The organism is Pseudarthrobacter sp. NPDC055928 (assembly GCF_042270935.1).
Lineage (GTDB): Bacteria > Actinomycetota > Actinomycetes > Actinomycetales > Micrococcaceae > Arthrobacter.
In genome coordinates this window covers 148,536-165,195 of the sequence record NZ_JBHJZH010000004.1, presented here as the reverse complement: position 1 = coordinate 165,195, position 16,660 = coordinate 148,536, and the positions used below count along the sequence as shown (strand labels likewise).

The window sequence follows — 16,660 nt, the reverse complement described above, 5'->3', positions numbered from 1 at the left end:
ATTTCTTCGGAACAAGGCCTTTGCGTCTGCGGCGTAGGCTTGCCTCATGGGCCACACCAACGATCCTGCAGTTATTGAACGCCTAATGCGAAACAAAGGGCGGTGGGCCATTGTGGGCCTGACCACCAATGAGTGGCGGGCTGCCTACGATACGTCGCTGTTTATCCGGGACGGGCTCGGCATGGAGATCATTCCCGTGAACCTGCCCGGAGACGCTGTGCATGGCGAACCCGGCTACCGCACCCTGCGCGACATTCCGCCGGAAAAGCAGCCCATCGACGTCGTTGATTGCTTTGTGAATTCACAGAAGGTCGGTGCCGTGGTGGACGAGGCGATTGCCGTTGGCGCCAAGGCGGTGTGGCTGCAGCTGGGTGTCATTGACGAAGCCGCGGCGGAACGCGCCAAGGCAACCGGCCTGGACGTGGTCATGAACGTGTGCCCCGCCCAACAAGCATGGAAGTACAACCTCTGACCCTGCCCGGGGCGGTCAGCTCTTGATCAGGTCCGGATAGTGCCGCTCGGTAACGTCCGGATGGGCGCGCATCCTGCCTTTGAGCATGTTCATGCCGAACGATGCGAGCATCGGGTTGGACGGGTCATCCGAAATTCCGCGGGCCTGAGCCTTCAGCTCCGGCGGCAGGGGAACGGGATCGATCACAGCATCCAACCGAGGCGACCAGAAGAACGGCACTGAATAACGGTCGACGCCGGGCGGCGGGGCCTGCACCCGGTGGATCGTTGCTGCGAGATAGCCCTCAGTGGCTACTTCGAGCATTTCGCCCAGGTTCACCACAAGTGCGCCCGGGAGGGGGTGCACGGGTGCCCACTCTGTTGCGCCGGGCGGCAGGACTTCCAGACCGCCCACGCTGTCCTGCAGGAGGAGGGTGACGAACCCGTAGTCAGCGTGCGAGCCCACTCCCTGGTCACCGGCCGCTTCCACCACACCGCCCACATAGTGCACCAGCTTCCCCATCCACGCTGGTGTGCCTGCGAACGGTTCGTCGAAGTAGTCTTCCGGCAAGCTGAGCGAAACGGCGATGGCGCGCAGCAGTTCCATGCCAACCTCGGACATCAGGGCGGCCCACGCCATCGCGGCCGGTTCCAGCTCCGGCAAGGCCTCTGTAGGCCACATGTTGTGTCCCTGGAGCAGCCAGTAGGGCTGGTCCGCCGGATAGCCCGGGACGGGTTCGCGGTCCGGAGAGTAGTCGATCTGTTCGCGGGCATCGGCACGGCCCTGGGTGACCTCTGTGCCCATCCGCGTATAGCCACGGAAATGCGGTGAGAGCCGGTTATCCAGCTTCATCCGTTCCTCCAGGGGGAGAGCGAAAAAGCGTTGGATCAGCTGAAGCAACTCCTCCGCCTGGCCCGGCGAGGCGCCATAGCCGGTGAGCTGGAAGAAGCCAACGTTGTGGGTGGCGTTCCGCAGCTCTTCGATAAATTCCGGACTAAAGGGACCGTAGGGTTGGCGTGCGGCGCTCAGGTCCAGAACAGGGATGGTCGCCTGGTCATGTGACATGCTCGCAGACTAGCACCGGGGGCGGCCGCTTTGTAGGCTCACTGGATGGACCAAGCTGAACTCCGTGAAATCTGCCTGTCATTCCCTGGTTCTTACGAGGACTTCCCGTTCGGACCCGAAACCTCGGTGTTTAAGGTCCGGGCGCACGTTTCCGGCGGTGCCCGGCACGAGGCCAAGATGTTTGCGGCGTCCGCGATGGACCCGGACGACTGGTCCGTAAGCCTCAAATGCGAGCCCGCCCTGGCACAGCAGCTGCGCGCCGCCCATCCGGAAATCACGGGCGCGTGGCACATGAACAAGAACCATTGGAACGGCGTGCGCCTGGATGGGGCCCTCCCGGACGCCATGGTCCGGGACATGGTGGAGGATTCCTACGATCTGGTGGTGGCGTCACTGAGCCGCAAGCAACAGGAGCAGCTGGGATGGGCGCGGTTGACCGGGTCCCAGGGTTCATCGGTTGACTAAGAAGCGGCTGGCCGCAGGCAGGCTTGATTACCCCGGTGTCGGCGCCACAGAGAATGGCCGTCCACCGGCGGGGTACCCCTGCCTGGTCTCCCAGGCCTACCTTGGCGACGGTCTGGCAGTCTACCGCCGGGTGGCGCAGGGAATCCTGACTTGGGAGCTCCAGCGCCGGTCAGGGCTGCGCGTCCGGGCCGAATCCGACGTCGTCAAACCCGGCACACGCGTGGTGAGCGGGTTCGGCCTCGGGCCTTTCCGCATCAACGCCCCCTGCGAAGTGGTATGGGTCAGGCGGCCGGTGCCGGGCGACGGCCCGCAGTCTGCGGGCTTCGGTTACGGAACGCTGCCCGGACATCCGGCGCGCGGCGAAGAGGCATTTGAGGTGGAGATTGACGACACAGGGCAGGTGTTCCTGAAGATCACCGCTTTCAGTACGCCTTCCAACTGGTTCTACCGCACCGGTGGTTTGGTGACCCGGGCGGCGCAGAGGCACGTCACTTCCCGATACATTGAAGGGGCACGCCAACTCGCCGCAGGTGAAAGCTGATCAGGAGAAGGTACATGCTGGACCAAGAGACCCTTGACCGACTATGGAAAATTCAGGATCCCGGGCTGTCCGAGCAGCGCTTCAGGGACGCCCTTGCCGATCCCGCCTACGACGCCGACGAAAAGGCCGAACTCGCCACGCAGTTGGGGCGGGCCATCGGCCTGCAAGGACGCTACGAGGAGGCCGATGCGTTGCTGGACTCGGTGGACGGAGACGAGCCCACGGTGGGAGTGCGGATCCTGCTGGAGCGCGGACGCATCCTGAACGCCAGCGGTCACGCCGCCATGGCCGTGCCCCTGTTTGAGCAGGCAGCGGAGCTGGGTGACCACCTGGGCGAGGAGTACCTCGCTGTGGATGCGTTGCATATGCTCGCGATCGCAGACGCAGCGCATGCCGAGCTCTGGACCAAGAGCGCCCTCGAATACGCCTCCACTGCCCACGACCCCCGCACCCGGCGCTGGATGGTGGCGCTGCACAACAACCTGGGCTGGGCCCTGCACGGCGCCGGCCGGTTCACTGAGGCGCTCGTGGAGTTCCAGTTGGCCGAACAGTGGGCCGAACGGACCGGAACACCGGCGCAGCAGCAGTCTGCGCGCCAAGGGATCGAAGCCTGCGAGCTCGCACTGGCTGCAGGCTGAGCAGGCCCTTTTGGCCCCTCAAAACGGCAAAAAGGGCTCAGGGGGAGTAATCGATACGATTGGTTCATGTGGATCGGCTGGATTGAATTCGACATCCTCCTGGGCGATGTCCAGAGCCTGAAGGAAAAACGCTCCCTCATCAGGCCGCTGCTGGCCGAGCTCAAGCGGCGCTTCGAAGTGTCAGTTGCCGAGGTGGGGGACCACGAGCAGTACCGGCGCTCGCAGGTAGGTGTTGGCCTGGTGGCAGCAGACCGGGCGCATATCGTGGAGGTGCTCACCGCCGTCGAACGCTTTGTGGCCTATCGTCCGGAACTTGAACTCCTCAGCGCCCGGCAGAGAGAACTCCACAGCGAGGACTAACCTGCCATCGATTGCTCCATAAGCGCCCTTTTAACCCCTCAAAACGGCGCCTACGGAGCAATCGATGGAGGTTGTGGATAACTTCTGCGGCGGACCGCAGCATTCTGGTCTGATGAATCCATGAAGACCCCGCGCCTGCTACCCGACGAACTCCAGGGACGTCCGTTCACAGTCGCCGACGCGGCGCGCGCCGGGGTCTCGGACAAGCGGCTGCGGCACCGAACTCTGCATCGTCTGGGCAAGGGGATCCTGTCGGAAAGCCCGACGGCGGACCTCCCCTTGAGCATCAGGGTGCGGCCTTTCATCGAGGTCAACGTCCGATGCGCCGCATCGCACCTCACTGCGGCGGAACTGCTCGTGCTGCCGCGCCGCCAGCAGAAGGGAAAGCCGGATATGTTTCATGTCATCAGGCCCGAGGGAGAGGCCCACCTGAATCGGCCGCACGTCATTGTGCACCGAATGAAGCTTTTTAGCGACGAGGTCACCACAGTCGACGGGATCCCGGTCACCACTCCGGAGCGGACCTGGCTGGACATGGCGGAAATGCTGACCGTCGACGAGCTTGTGGCCATGGGGGACAGCTGCGTCCGGATGCCACGGCCGGAGTTCGAGGACAGGGACATGCCGCTGTGCAGTCTGGCTGACCTGCAACGGATGATCGATCGGCATAAGGGAAAGCGCGGCCTCCGCAAGGCGAAGGAAGCGATCAAACTGATCCGTGTGGGTTCCGATTCGCCGCAGGAGACACTCCTTCGGCTGGCCATGGTCAGGGCCGGGCTGCCGGAACCGGAATTGAATGTGCCAATCATCGGCGACGACGGTCTGAGGCACCATGACCCGGACCTTTCGTACCGGAAGTACCGGATCGGAATCGAGTACGACGGTGAGCACCACGGCGAGGAGGGGCAGGTCGTCCGAGACATCGCGCGTTCTGAAAGCTACGGGGCGTTGGGCTGGACGGAGGTCCGCATTTCGAAACGGCACATGTTGAACGACGCCAAGCCTGCGATCGCCAAGATCCGCACGGCGTTGGTCCAGGCCGGGTGGCGCAAGGGCCGTTAAGCAACGATTGCCCCGCAACCGCCGTTTTGAGGGTTCAAAAGGGCGGCTACGGAGCAATCGATGGAGGGGCCCCACACCGTGAGGGAGGCGGTGGGGACTAGCCGAAGTACTTCGGCAGGGTGGCCTCGTGCGCTTCGCGGAGGGCGTCAAGCGACATGGTGTCCACGCCGTTGATCTCCAGTGCGTTGCTGTCCGCGTCCACTACGCCGATCCGCACGTGGGCGAAACCGCGGGCGGTGCACATGTCGGTGAACCGGACTTCCTCGGAGCGGGGCACGCCAACCACCGCGCGGCCCTGGGTTTCTGAGAACAGCGCCGTGAAGAGGTCCACGCCGTCGCGGTCCAGGACGTCCTGCAGGGCGATCCGGGCGCCTACGCCGTAGCGCAGTGAGGCCTCAACGAGGGCTGCCGCGAGGCCGCCTTCGGAGAGGTCGTGCGCGGAGTCCACCATGCCGTCGCGGGATGCGTTGATCAGGATCTCACCCAGCGCACGCTCGGCGGCGAGGTCAACCTTGGGCGGCAGCCCGCCGAGGTGGCCACGCAGGTTGGCCCACTCGGAGCCGTCCAGCTCCGCTGCAGTCGTACCCAGCAGGTAGATGGCCTGGCCGTCCTCGCGCCAGCCCGACGGCGTGCGGCGGGCGACGTCGTCGAGCTTGCCCAGCACTGCCACCACAGGGGAGGGGTGGATCGGGGTGGTCCCGGTCTGGTTGTACAGCGAGACGTTGCCGCCAGTGACGGGGATGCCCAGCACCATGCAGGCGTCGGACAGGCCGCGAATGGACTCCGCGAGCTGCCACATGACATCCGGGTCCTCGGGGGAGCCAAAGTTCAGGCAGTCGCTGACGGCCATGGGGACAGCGCCGGAGGTGGCCACGTTGCGGTAGGCCTCGGCCAGGGCGAGCTGTGCACCGTGGTACGGGTCCAGGAACGTGTAACGGCCGTTGGCGTCGGTGGCCAGGGCGACGCCAAGGCCGGTTTCTTCGTCCACGCGGACCACGCCTGCATCATCCGGGAACGCCATGGCGGTGTTGCCGCCGACGTAGCGGTCGTACTGGTTGGTGATCCAGTCCTTGCTGCACATGTTCGGCGATGCCACGAGCTCGGTGACTGCGGCGGCCAGTTCTGTTGGAGTGGTGGGGCGGCCAGCATCCTGGACCGACCCGGTGAAGGTGTCGGCCTGGAGGGCATCCTGCCACTCGGGGCGGGCGAACGGGCGGTCGTACACCGGACCGTCGTGGGCCACGGTGCGCGGGTCGACGTCGACGATGACCTCGCCGTCCCAGGTGATGATCAGGCGGCCGGTATCAGTCACCTCGCCCAGCCAGGAGTACTCCACGGCCCACTTGTCCATGACCGCTTCGAAGGCGGCGATGTTCTCCGGAGTCACTACGGCCATCATGCGTTCCTGCGACTCGGACATCAGGATCTCGCCCGGAGTCAGCGTGGGGTCGCGCAGCAGGACGGAGGTCAGTTCAACTTCCATGCCGCCGTCGCCGTTGGAGGCGAGTTCCGACGTGGCGCAGGAAATGCCTGCGGCGCCGAGATCCTGGATACCCTCAACGAGGGAACCCTTGAACAGCTCCAGGCAGCACTCGATCAGCACCTTCTCGGCGAACGGGTCACCCACCTGGACAGCGGGGCGCTTGGAGGGCTTGGTGTCGTCGAAAGACTCGGAGGCCAGCACGGAGGCGCCGCCGATGCCGTCGCCGCCGGTGCGTGCACCGAACAGAACCACTTTGTTGCCCTTGCCGGAGGCGTTGGCGAGGCGGATGTCCTCATGGCGCATGACGCCGACTGCCAGCGCGTTCACCAGTGGGTTGCCCTGGTACACGGAGTCGAACACCATTTCGCCGCCGATGTTGGGCAGGCCCAGGGAGTTGCCGTAGCCGCCGATACCGGCGACCGCGCCATGCATGACCCGCGCGGTGTCCGGGTGGTCGATGGCGCCGAACCGCAGCGGGTCCATGACAGCCACCGGGCGGGCGCCCATGGAGATGATGTCGCGGACGATGCCGCCAATGCCGGTTGCGGCACCCTGGTAGGGCTCCACGAACGACGGCGAGTTGTGGGACTCGATCTTGAACGTCACGGCCCAGCCGTCGCCGAGGTTGGTGACGCCGGCGTTTTCGCCGATGCCCACCAGCATGTCCTTCTTCATTTCCTCGGTCACCTTGTCGCCGAACTGGCGCAGGTGGTTCTTGGAGGATTTGTAGGAGCAGTGCTCGCTCCACATGACGGAGTACATGGCCAGTTCGGCGCCGGTCGGGCGGCGGCCGAGGACCTTCACGACTTCGTCGAACTCGTTCTGCTTCAGGCCCAGCTCCGCCCAGGGAAGCTCGGTGTCCGGCGTCTTGGCGGCGTTCTCGACGGTGTCGATGTTGAACTTCTTGGTGGTTTCCGTGGTCACTTGGCGCCTCCCACAATCTTGTTCAGGACGGAGGTGAAGAAACCGAGGCCGTCGGTGTCCGAGCCGCCGATGCCATCCAGGGACTCGGGGCCGAAACCGACCTCGACGGCGTGCTCGGGGTGCGGCATGAGGCCCACCACGTTGCCGGCGGCGTTGGAGATGCCGGCGATGTCGCGGCGCGAGCCGTTCGGGTTGAAGCCCACGTAGCGGAACACCACGCGGCCTTCGGCTTCGAGGGCGTCCAGGACTTTCTCGTCCGCGATGTACTGGCCGTCCTGGTTCTTCAGGGGCACGGTGATTTCCTGACCGGCCTCGTAGTCCAGGGTCCAGGCGGTGTTGCTGTTTTCAACCCGCAGGACCTGGTCCCGGCACATGAACTTCAGGTGGTCGTTCTTGATCATGGAGCCGGGCAGCAGGTGCGACTCGGTCAGGATCTGGAAGCCGTTGCAGATGCCCAGTACGGGCAGTTTGGCATCGGAGTTGGCGGCGTCGATGATCTTGGACATCAGTGGCGCGAAGCGGGCAATGGCACCGGCCCGCAGGTAGTCTCCGTAGGAGAATCCGCCGGGAATCACGACGGCGTCAACGTCGGCCAGGGCGGTGTCGGCGTGCCACAGCGGCACTGCAGTGCCGCCTGCCAGCCGGACTGCACGGGCGGCGTCGCGGTCATCGAGGGTGCCGGGGAAGGTGACGACGCCGATCCGGGCACCCGCGAGCCGGGGCTCAGCGGCGACGGCGACTGCCTCGCCGATCAGGGGAAGTTCAGTCATCTCAGGCCTCGACGACCTCGACGTTGACGACGTCTTCGATCACTGGGTTGGACAGCAGGGTCTCGGCTGCTTCGCGGGCCTGGGCCAGGATTGCGTCGGTCACCTCGCCGTCGACGGTCAGTTCAAAGCGCTTGCCCTGGCGGACAGAGCTAAAGCTGGTGAAGCCCAGCCGGGGAAGTGCACCCACGATGGCCTTCCCCTGCGGGTCCAGAATCTCGGGCTTGGGCATGACGTCAACAACGATCCGGGGCATCCGGCAACTCCTGTGCGTGAGCATTGGGTAAGGGCGCAGCGGAGTGGTGCCGTCTCACGCCGTTCCGCTGTGTTGAGGGGACCGTGCTTTTGGGCATGGCCTTTGAACGGTGTGGACGGGCGCTCCGCGAGCTTGCTAGCCCATTCTACCGGGCATAGGGCCGCACTCTGTATTCGGCGGAACGACGGCGGCTCTGGCACTGCGCGCGGACCGTCACTAGGATTGCGGAATGGCTGAGAAATCGAAATCCGTGCTGTTGCCCGTGGTTGCCGTTGCCGTTTTCGCCGGGCTGGGCCGCATGGTCCTGCAGAAGATCAAAGCGGACAGGGCCGCCAGGGAATCCCGGGTGGCGGGCCCCGTCGACGAAAAGACCCGGCAGTGGATCAGCGAGGTCGTCCGGACACCGCGCCAGTAGGCGGTTCCTTGTGTGACACCAGTTTTGCCAGTGGGCGGCTCCTCAGGGGGCCGCCTTTCTTGTGCCCGCCCGAGGACCGGCCATTGCCATGACAGCAAATTGACAAGCTTAAGAAAGGCATCTGTGGCTTATGTCATATTCGTCTCTCAGTCTGTACTGTTTGAATCGGCTGGTCTCCCCGGGTTACAAGATCTGTAATTACGGTTGTCGTCTTCCAGCTGCCTCGGGCCGGACGCGTGCCGGGCCGTGCCTCGTGAAAGGTGTAGTCGAAACGTGAAATTAACTGGAAAGAGCCCCATGCGGGGCGGGGGGTTCCGGAAAGCGACGGCGTTGGCTGTGGGTTTGCCGCTTCTCCTCTCTTCGATGGCGTTGAGCCCCGCTACCGCGGCGCCCGCCGAACCAAACACCGTAGTTACTCCGAAGACCATCAACCCCAACGACTACCCTGCGGGCCGCTACATCGTGGTGCTCGCCGGGAAACCGGCGGCCACTTACGATGGCGGGACTCCTGGGCTTGCGGCCACGAAACCGCAGAACGGCCGCAAGCTGGACGCTGAACGTCCCGAAGTCCAGCGCTACCAGGCCCATCTCGAAAACCAGCAAGAGTCCGTAGCCGGCGCGGAAAACATCCAGATCAAGCACAAGTACACGGCGGCCATCAATGGGTTCTCGGCCGATCTCACCGCAGAGCAGGCCGTGAAGCTCGCCAAGGACCCCGCCGTGCTGATGGTTGCTCCGGACACAGAGAACGCCCCGGACTACTCCACCACGGACTTCCTCAAACTCAGCGGAGCGAGCGGCCTCTGGAACACCACCTTCGGCGGCCAGGAGAATGCCGGCAAGGGTGTTGTGGTGGGTGTCATCGACTCCGGATATACGCCATCCAACCCGTTCTTTGCCGGCGACGACGTCCAGCCGCTCAACGGCGAGCCCCAGGTAGGCGTCCCCTACCGCACTGCGGACGGCAAAATCGCCATGCTCAAGTCCGACGGCGACACGTTCGTTGGCGAGTGCCAGAAGGGCCAGGGATCGGGGGCAACTTTTGACGGCAGGGACTGCAACTCCAAGGTACTCAGCGCCCGCTACTTTGCCGACGACTTCCTGAAGTACGTCGCGCCCCAGAACCGGGCGCCCGAAGAGCTGATTTCTCCAGTGGACGTCGGGAGCCACGGCACCCATACGGCCAGCACGGCGGCAGGCAACGCAAACGTCCACGCCAACCTGGGTGCCACCGACATGGGGATCACCAGCGGCGTGGCACCGGCGGCAAAGGTTTCCGTCTACAAAGTCTGCTGGGAGGATGACAACCCGGACACCGGCGGCTGCTACAGCTCGGCCTCCGTGGCGGCTATCAACCAGGCCATCCTCGACGGCGTGGACGTCCTGAACTACTCCATTTCCGGCAGCACCTCCACCACTACGGATCCGGTTGCGCTGGCCTTCCTCTCCGCAGCCTCGGCCGGAATCTTCGTGGCGGCATCTGCCGGGAACTCCGGACCCACCGCAAGCACCGTGAACCACGGCGCACCCTGGCTGACCACGGTGGCTGCAAGTTCCTTCTCCACGGAACTGCAAGGAACGGTCGAATTCGAGGACGGAAGCAAGTTCCGCGGCGCCAGCCTGATGGCAGCCCCTGTTCCCGCGAGCAATGTTGTCCTGGCCGCAAATGCTGCGGCCGCCGGGGCATCCAGCCCTGAACTGTGTGCCCCAAACGCGCTGGACCCTGCCAAAGTGGCCGGCATGATCGTGGTCTGCGACCGCGGAGTTGTTGACCGCGTTGCCAAAAGCGCCGAGGTGAAGCGTGCCGGCGGCATCGGGATGATCCTCGTGAACCTGACCACGTCCTCGGAGGATCTGGACCGTCACTCGGTCCCCACAGTGCATGTGAACCCGCCTGCCACACAGCAGATCAAGGACAAGATCACCGCCAATCCAGCTATCAAGGTTGCCCTCGTGAACAAGGACACCACCGGCCTGCCGGTGGCTCCACAGCCACAGATTGCAGGGTTCTCCTCGCGCGGCCCGCTGCTTGCCACCGGCTCGGACCTGCTCAAGCCTGATGTGGCAGCGCCCGGTGTTGCCGTGCTGGCGGGTGTGTCACCGATCGGCTCGGGCGGCGACCAGTTTGGCATGATGTCCGGAACTTCCATGGCCGCGCCGCACGTCGCCGGCTTTGGAGCGCTGATCCTTGCCAGGAACCCCAACTGGTCTCCGGCCACCGTCAAGTCGGCCATGATGACCACGGCAGGCGAGGTCAAGAACGCCGACGGCAGCCGCAACGGCGACGTTTTCGCCACCGGCGCTGGCCAGGTGGACGTGGCCCGGGTCCTCGATCCCGGCCTGGTCTACGACAACGCCGAGGAGGACTACCTGAGGTTCATCCAGGGAACGGGACTTGACCTGGGCATTCCTGACCTCGGCAGCACTGCGCCGAGGGACATGAACGTCGCCTCATTCGCGTTGGGAGCCCTCACGGGCAAGACGGAGGTCACGCGGACGGTCACTGCTTTGACGCCGGGTGTCTACCGGGCCAAGGCCGACGTTCCGGGCATCAAGGTGACCGTAACGCCGTCGATCCTTAGTTTCAGCGCCGCCGGCGAGAAGCGGACGTTCAAGGTGAAGTTTGAGAACACCAGTGCGGCCCTGGGGCAGTTCGCCATGGGCAGCCTCGTCTGGCAGGGTGCGGGCAAGAATGTGGCATCCCCCATCGCGGTACGCCCCCAGGCCGTGGTGGCCCCGGCAAACCTCGCGTTCACCTCAGAGGGTGGTACGGGGCAGGGCGGAATCCCCGTTGTTTCCGGCACTAACGCACCCGTGAAGATCACGCTGGACGGCCTATCCAAGGCTGACTCGTCCGCCATCGAACTGGTTCCCGGACCGCTGGCACTGGAAACCGACGAGTCGAACTTCGCCAAGGAGGTCACCGTCCCGGCCGGGTCGCCATTGGCCAAGTTCTCTGTTTACTCATCGGATGAATCGGCCGACTTCGACATGGTGGTCTTCAACCCGGCGGGACAGGTACTCCTGGCCCAGACGGCCTCCGCCAGCGAGTCCATTTCCGTACCCAATCCGGCAGCCGGCTTGTACACGGTCTTCGTGAACCTCTATGCAAGCCCGAACGGGCAGCCCACCAAGGCTTCGGTGGATGCCGCTGTGCTGGGGGCCAACGTCGGAAACGCAACCGTGACGCCCAACCCGCTGCGGCTGGGCAACGGCCAATCCGGGATGGTGAACCTACAGTGGAAGGACCTCGCTGAAGGCTCCTACATTGGCCGCGTTACCTTCGCTGGCTCCAGCACGCCCACCTTCGTTTCGGTGGCGGTCACCCCGGGTGGCGCCGTGGTGGTTCCGGACGACGAATCATCCGACGAGCCCGCCGGCGCGGACAAGAAGGACAAGGTCAAGAAGGAAAAGAAGAAGCAGGAGGTCCCGGAGTTCTCCGGCAACCGCAACATGGATCTCTGATCCACCTGTACCTGATCCACCTGTAAACAACACCAGGGCGCCGCCGGTTCCGATGGAGCCGGCGGCTCTCTGCTGCCGGAGCGTTGCAGGTAGGCGTTATGTCTCGCCGCGGGAACCCGGGGTCCCGCCGAGCAGCGGTGCCATGGCTCGCCAGCGGGAAATTTCGCAGCCGTCGGTGCGCCGGAAGGTGACGTTGACCGGTCGGCCGTTGATGGAGCCGGTCACCACGGCAACCTGCGGCCCGCCGTATTGCTGTGTACACAGTTTGGGAGGACCCGGCCGGGGAAAGAAGATGTCTTCGCCGAAAGCTTCAACGGCAGCCAGGGCGCCCGCCGGATCAGGCAGGGTACTGCCGCCTGCAACCCTGCCGTCCTGGGCAATCAGCCGGAACTCGTGCTCGGGGGCATTGGCGTCTTCCCGGAGCCTGATGGTGAGGTCAAGCCGGCTCATGCCGGGCTCGCCAGGCTGAGCGGAGCAAGTTCCCGCGCAAGGCGTTCACGCAGCTCAGCGGCCTCTGCCGCGAAGGCCCGCTGGTGTTCAACGTAGGCGGCCTTCCCCTCCGGGTTTTCGATCGGGATCGCAGGGTAGCCCCACTCCGCGAGGTCGTAGGGTGAGGCCTGCATGTCCATGGCCCTGATCCGCCAGGACAGCTCGAAGCAGTCCATCACCAGTTCACTGGGCAGTGCGGGCAGCAGTTTGTAGGCCCACTTGTAGAGATCCATGTTGGCGTGCAGGCAGCCAGGCTGTTCCATGTCCCGCTGGTTCTCCCGGCTGGGTGCCAGCTCGTTGCGCGGGATGGCGTCCGGTGTGTAGAAACGGAACGCATCAAAATGCGAACAGCGGATCCGGTTCTCCTCCACCACCTTGTCCGTCCCCTCCGGTCCGAGCCTCAGCTGAAGGTACTCATGGCGCAGGTCGAATTTGTCCTGGCGGTAGACCATGGCCCACTCGTGCAGCCCGAAACAGCCGAACTGGGCGGGACGGGCTGCTGTTCCTCGAAGAATAATCTCCGCGAAGGCGACGGCTTCACGGCGGTCGGCCAGGAAGGTGCTGCGGTCAAAGGTGACCGCAACAGTTCCCGCCGGCAGTCCGACGGCGGCGAGCTCGCCGTCGTCGAGCGTTCTGTAGTGCTTCCAGCCGCTGCGGTGGGCGGCCGCCTCACCGGCCAGCACGACGCCGGCTCCCGGATGCCAGCGCAGCAGCTGGCCTGGCTTCTGGGTGTAGTAGGTGAACAGGAAGTCCTCAACCGGGTGCTTCCGGCCAGCCGACCGGCGGGCAAGGTAGGGGTCGGAATAACGGCGGACGCGCTGGACGTGCGCGGCTTCGCGGGCCTCGCAGTCCCCGGCCGCCAGGAGGCTAAGCTGCTCCACCGCTGGAGCCCAGGACGGGCTGTGCTGTGTTCCAGGCGCTGATTTCGCAGCCGTTGGTCCGGGCAAACGTGGCATCTACGGGGGTATCATCCACAATTCCGGTGACGGTTGCCGTTTGCGGTCCGCCGTACTGTTCAGTGCATGCCTGTGCTGTGTTCTTGGTACTTGGACTCAGGATCGACGGGTTCTCCTTGAGCGCACTGCAGGCCGCCTCAGCCCCGGGGTGCTTGCTCTCGGCCGATGGCACGCCGCCCTGGCACACAAGTGTGTAACTGAGGGCCGCTTCGGTATCCGAAGGCTTGACCATGATGGCCAGCTCCGCGTTTCCTGCCCCGGGCCCGGCCGGGGGCCCGGTTGGCGCCGGCGGTGCAGGCGCGGGAACGGACGTCTCGGTATCCGGGGCGGTTGTGTCCGACGGCGTGGCCGTGCCAGTTGACGTGGCGGACGGGGCTGACGACGTTGCGGACGGGGCTGACGACGTGGGCTGGCCCCCGCCTGCTCCCGCAGAACAGGCCGTCATCAGGCCTGCTGACACTGCCACGGCCACCATTTGGATCAGCAATTTACGCATGCGCCCGGCCTCCTCGGATTGCTCCCATTCTACTGCCGTGGCTTCTACTGCCAGGTCGCTGGCTTACCGCCGGTCGTCCCGGCGGTGGCTGCGATCAACCCCATCATGGCCGCATGCAGCTTGGCGACCTGGTCCCGCGTCAGTCCCAGGCGCTCCATCATGGTGCCGGGGACCGCCAAAGCCTGCTGACGAAGCGCTGCACCGGCCGGAGTCAGTTCCACGGCAAGGGCCCGTTCGTTTCCGTCTACGCGTCGGCGGGTGAGCAGACCCGCGGCTTCGAGGCGCCGCAGTAGCGGGGATATGGTCGCGGGTTCTTGGGCGAGGGCCTCGCTGATGTTGCGCACGGTCCGGGGACTCTCCTCCCAGAGGCACAGCATGACCAGGTATTGGGGGTGGGTCAGCCCCAGTTTCTCCAATACCGGTTTATAGGCGCCCACTACACTTCTGGACGCCACTGTCAGGGCGAAACAGAGCTGGTGTTCCAGAAGCAGGTCGTCCTGCTCGGGTGAGCCCGTGGCCAGGGTGGTGGTCATCACTGCCTCCAATAGTTAGTGCACTAATTATTAGCGTACACTGGAATGACGAATACGGTTCTGTCGAAGGAGTCACGTCAGTGGTCAAGGACAATGCATCACAGCGGTTCATGCGGGCAACCGGCAAGCTTCGGGCCATCTTCGGGCCGGCCAACCGCAGCTCCCTGGTGCACGACATGACGGAGGAGAACCGGAAACTGCTGGCCCAGCGTGAAGCGGAGAGCCAGCAGTGGGAGACGCTGCACCGCCCCGACGGCAGCACCTACGTGGTTCCCAAGAACCCGGAGGATAAGTCTTTGCGCTGAGCGCAGGCTCCCGCCGTTCCGGGGCCTTTTTGGCCTGTCGGGCGTAAAATAAGGGCACTGGCCCCTTGCGGGACCAGGGGACTTTCGCCCGGGACGTGGGAAGGGGGTGGAAAATATGGCGCATGCACTCACCCGCTTTTTGAACGTGACCGACCGGTTGCGGTTTGTCTTTGGACCTGCGACCCGCCTGGATCCGGACGCTCCGGTAGTTCACAAGCACGATGAGTTCGAGCAGGCCTCCGACGAGGATCTTTCCCACTTCGAAGTGGAAACCGATTCCGAAGGCCACCACTATGCGGTCCGGCGTGAAGACCTGAATAAGTGACCAGCTCGGGCCTTTAACCTCAAGAGCCGCCCCGCACATGCTGCGGGGGGCGGCTCCTTTTTGAGCGCATGGGGCCTCTGAGGGCGCGCGCCTAACGGCCCGTTCCGCCGTACACGGTGGCTTCGCTCTCACTGTCGAGGTCGAAGGCCTTGTGGATGGCGCGCACGGCATCGTCGAGCAGGTCAGCGTGCGTGACTACCGAGATACGGATCTCGGAGGTGGAGATCATATTGATGTTGATTCCGGCAGCGGACAGCGCCTTGAAGAAGGTTGCGGAAACACCCGGGTGTGAACGCATGCCCGCCCCGATCAGCGACAGCTTGCCGATCTGTTCGTTGTATTCGATGTTTTCGAAGCCGATTTCGGCCTGCGCCGCCTTCAGCGCGGCCAGCGCATCCGCGCCTTCAACGATGGGCAGCGTGAAGGAGATGTCGGTCCGGCCGGTGCCGTGCGTCGAGACGTTCTGGACGATCATGTCGATGTTGGAGTGGGCGTCGGCGATGACCTGGAAGATCGCGGCGGCCTTGCCGGGGATGTCCGGAACACCCACCACGGTGACTTTGGCTTCGGAACGGTCGTGCGCAACGCCGGAGATGATTGGCTGCTCCAAGGCAACTCCCTCTTGAGTGGTGATCTTGTCTTCGGCGCTGGGGATGACCCAGGTGCCTTCGTGATGGCTGAATGAGGACCTGACGTGCAGGGGCACGCCGAACCTGCGGGCGTACTCGACGCAGCGCAGGTGCAGGATCTTGGCGCCCGAGGCGGCAAGCTCCAGCATTTCCTCGCTGGAAATGGTGTCGATCTTCTGGGCGGCGGGCACCACACGGGGGTCTGCGGTGTAGATCCCGTCGACATCGGTGTAGATCTCACAGACGTCGGCTTCCAGTGCTGCGGCCAAGGCCACCGCAGTGGTGTCCGAGCCGCCACGGCCCAGGGTGGTGATCTCGTTGGTGGTCCTGCTCATGCCCTGGAACCCGGCCACAATGGCGATGTGTCCCTTGTCCAGCGACGTACGGATGCGGTGCGGGTCGACGTCGATGATCCGGGCCTTGCCATGGATGCCGTCGGTGATCATCCCGGCCTGGGATCCGGTGAAGGACTGGGCCGAAGCACCAAACTTGTTGATGGCCATCGCCAGCAGGGCCATGGAGATACGCTCGCCGGCGGACAGCAGCATGTCCATTTCGCGGGCGGGGGCGGAATCGGTGACCTGGCCGGCGAGGTCCAGCAGCTCGTCGGTGGTGTCGCCCATGGCGGACACAACGACCACCACTTCGTTGCCGGCCTGCTGGGCATCAACCACGCGCCGGGCTACCCGCTTGATGCCCTCGGCGTCCGCAACGGAGGAGCCGCCGAACTTCTGGACAATCAGCTGCTTGGTGACGGCACCGCCGTCGGACCGCTCCTGCGGCTGGGCTGCGGTGTGCACTTCGGTAGTGGGCGTACTCATGCGCGTACCTTCACTGAATCAATCGGAGTTCTGGCGGCCAGGCGCCCTTTCGGCGCAACGGCGTGACTTGTTCAGCCCAGTTTATCGCCGCCGCCGCCCGGCGTTGAATTGTGACCGAATCTCCGCCTTGGGGTGGACACCGGAAGCAACACTGCGGGCGTACGCTCAGATAGTCAGTATGCATGCAGAGACTTGGGGGACAGGTGCGCAGAAA

The 16,660-nt window shown here is 64.7% G+C and carries 19 protein-coding genes; 10 read left to right on the top strand and 9 right to left on the bottom strand.

Annotated elements, in window-relative coordinates; all coding sequences use genetic code 11:
* Positions 1–46 precede the first annotated feature (46 nt).
* A complete protein-coding gene (locus ACFC25_RS07540; RefSeq protein ID WP_376044656.1) occupies positions 47–472 on the top strand; it encodes a CoA-binding protein in 426 nt (141 codons plus the stop codon).
* 15 nt (positions 473–487) lie between these two features.
* Here ACFC25_RS07540 and ACFC25_RS07535 read toward each other — a convergent pair whose 3' ends face one another.
* On the bottom strand, positions 488–1,516 hold the full coding sequence (locus tag ACFC25_RS07535) for an isopenicillin N synthase family dioxygenase (RefSeq protein WP_376044655.1): 1,029 nt from the start codon (positions 1,514–1,516) through the stop codon (positions 488–490).
* Positions 1,517–1,561: 45 nt separating this feature from the next.
* On the opposite strand from ACFC25_RS07535, the gene ACFC25_RS07530 reads away from it, so the two are divergent.
* The 5 genes from ACFC25_RS07530 to ACFC25_RS07510 all read left to right on the top strand — a co-directional run bounded on the left by ACFC25_RS07530 (position 1,562) and on the right by ACFC25_RS07510 (position 4,582).
* The gene (locus ACFC25_RS07530) at positions 1,562–1,981 is read left to right on the top strand and encodes an MmcQ/YjbR family DNA-binding protein (RefSeq protein WP_337346979.1); all 420 of its coding nucleotides are present in this window, start codon (positions 1,562–1,564) and stop codon (positions 1,979–1,981) included.
* Positions 1,974–2,522, top strand: coding sequence for a DUF1990 family protein (locus ACFC25_RS07525; protein ID WP_376044654.1), 549 nt, complete (start codon positions 1,974–1,976; stop codon positions 2,520–2,522). Before ACFC25_RS07530 ends, ACFC25_RS07525 begins: the two co-directional genes overlap by 8 nt.
* A gap of 14 nt (positions 2,523–2,536) precedes the next feature.
* Positions 2,537–3,160: a hypothetical protein gene (locus ACFC25_RS07520; RefSeq protein WP_337346977.1), complete on the top strand. Its 624-nt coding sequence runs from the start codon at positions 2,537–2,539 to the stop codon at positions 3,158–3,160.
* A 66-nt stretch (positions 3,161–3,226) separates the two neighbouring features.
* Positions 3,227–3,520 carry a DUF503 domain-containing protein gene (locus ACFC25_RS07515; protein WP_376044653.1) on the top strand — a complete coding sequence of 98 codons (294 nt, stop codon included), beginning with the start codon at positions 3,227–3,229 and terminating at the stop codon, positions 3,518–3,520.
* Between the two features lie 120 nt (positions 3,521–3,640).
* Positions 3,641–4,582, top strand: a complete 942-nt coding sequence (locus tag ACFC25_RS07510) for a hypothetical protein (RefSeq protein ID WP_376044652.1) — start codon at positions 3,641–3,643, stop codon at positions 4,580–4,582.
* A 97-nt stretch (positions 4,583–4,679) separates the two neighbouring features.
* Here the strand turns inward: ACFC25_RS07510 and purL are convergent, their stop codons facing one another.
* From purL to purS, 3 genes are read right to left on the bottom strand one after another with little or no spacing between them, the layout of a single operon-like run.
* Entirely contained in the window at positions 4,680–6,989 is a 2,310-nt protein-coding gene (gene purL / locus ACFC25_RS07505) for a phosphoribosylformylglycinamidine synthase subunit PurL (RefSeq protein ID WP_376044651.1), read from the bottom strand.
* Positions 6,986–7,759: a phosphoribosylformylglycinamidine synthase subunit PurQ gene (gene purQ / locus ACFC25_RS07500; protein WP_337351844.1), complete on the bottom strand. Its 774-nt coding sequence runs from the start codon at positions 7,757–7,759 to the stop codon at positions 6,986–6,988. The genes purL and purQ overlap by 4 nt, the downstream gene beginning before the upstream one ends.
* Before the next feature lies 1 nt (position 7,760).
* Positions 7,761–8,012: a phosphoribosylformylglycinamidine synthase subunit PurS gene (gene purS, locus ACFC25_RS07495; RefSeq protein ID WP_056631212.1), complete on the bottom strand. Its 252-nt coding sequence runs from the start codon at positions 8,010–8,012 to the stop codon at positions 7,761–7,763.
* A gap of 229 nt (positions 8,013–8,241) precedes the next feature.
* Between purS and ACFC25_RS07490 the strand changes: the two genes are divergently transcribed.
* Positions 8,242–8,427, top strand: coding sequence for a hypothetical protein (locus ACFC25_RS07490; protein ID WP_066287203.1), 186 nt, complete (start codon positions 8,242–8,244; stop codon positions 8,425–8,427).
* Between the two features lie 297 nt (positions 8,428–8,724).
* Positions 8,725–11,892 (top strand): S8 family serine peptidase, encoded by a 3,168-nt coding sequence (locus ACFC25_RS07485; RefSeq protein WP_376044732.1) that lies wholly within the window; start codon positions 8,725–8,727, stop codon positions 11,890–11,892.
* A gap of 96 nt (positions 11,893–11,988) precedes the next feature.
* Here the strand turns inward: ACFC25_RS07485 and ACFC25_RS07480 are convergent, their stop codons facing one another.
* Genes ACFC25_RS07480 through ACFC25_RS07465 form a run of 4 tightly spaced genes read right to left on the bottom strand, consistent with a single transcriptional unit; the run spans position 11,989 to position 14,366 of the window.
* Positions 11,989–12,342, bottom strand: coding sequence for a serine protease inhibitor (locus ACFC25_RS07480; RefSeq protein WP_376044650.1), 354 nt, complete (start codon positions 12,340–12,342; stop codon positions 11,989–11,991).
* Positions 12,339–13,262 carry a 3-methyladenine DNA glycosylase gene (locus ACFC25_RS07475; RefSeq protein ID WP_376044649.1) on the bottom strand — a complete coding sequence of 308 codons (924 nt, stop codon included), beginning with the start codon at positions 13,260–13,262 and terminating at the stop codon, positions 12,339–12,341. The genes ACFC25_RS07480 and ACFC25_RS07475 overlap by 4 nt, the downstream gene beginning before the upstream one ends.
* A complete protein-coding gene (locus tag ACFC25_RS07470) occupies positions 13,249–13,833 on the bottom strand; it encodes a serine protease inhibitor (protein ID WP_376044648.1) in 585 nt (194 codons plus the stop codon). The genes ACFC25_RS07475 and ACFC25_RS07470 overlap by 14 nt, the downstream gene beginning before the upstream one ends.
* Before the next feature lie 44 nt (positions 13,834–13,877).
* Positions 13,878–14,366 (bottom strand): MarR family winged helix-turn-helix transcriptional regulator, encoded by a 489-nt coding sequence (locus ACFC25_RS07465; protein ID WP_376044647.1) that lies wholly within the window; start codon positions 14,364–14,366, stop codon positions 13,878–13,880.
* A 110-nt stretch (positions 14,367–14,476) separates the two neighbouring features.
* On the opposite strand from ACFC25_RS07465, the gene ACFC25_RS07460 reads away from it, so the two are divergent.
* Entirely contained in the window at positions 14,477–14,671 is a 195-nt protein-coding gene (locus tag ACFC25_RS07460; RefSeq protein WP_376044731.1) for a hypothetical protein, read from the top strand.
* A gap of 115 nt (positions 14,672–14,786) precedes the next feature.
* Entirely contained in the window at positions 14,787–14,996 is a 210-nt protein-coding gene (locus ACFC25_RS07455) for a hypothetical protein (protein WP_376044646.1), read from the top strand.
* Positions 14,997–15,087: 91 nt separating this feature from the next.
* Here ACFC25_RS07455 and ACFC25_RS07450 read toward each other — a convergent pair whose 3' ends face one another.
* Positions 15,088–16,446, bottom strand: coding sequence for an aspartate kinase (locus tag ACFC25_RS07450; protein ID WP_376044645.1), 1,359 nt, complete (start codon positions 16,444–16,446; stop codon positions 15,088–15,090).
* Between the last annotated feature and the right edge of the window lie 214 nt (positions 16,447–16,660).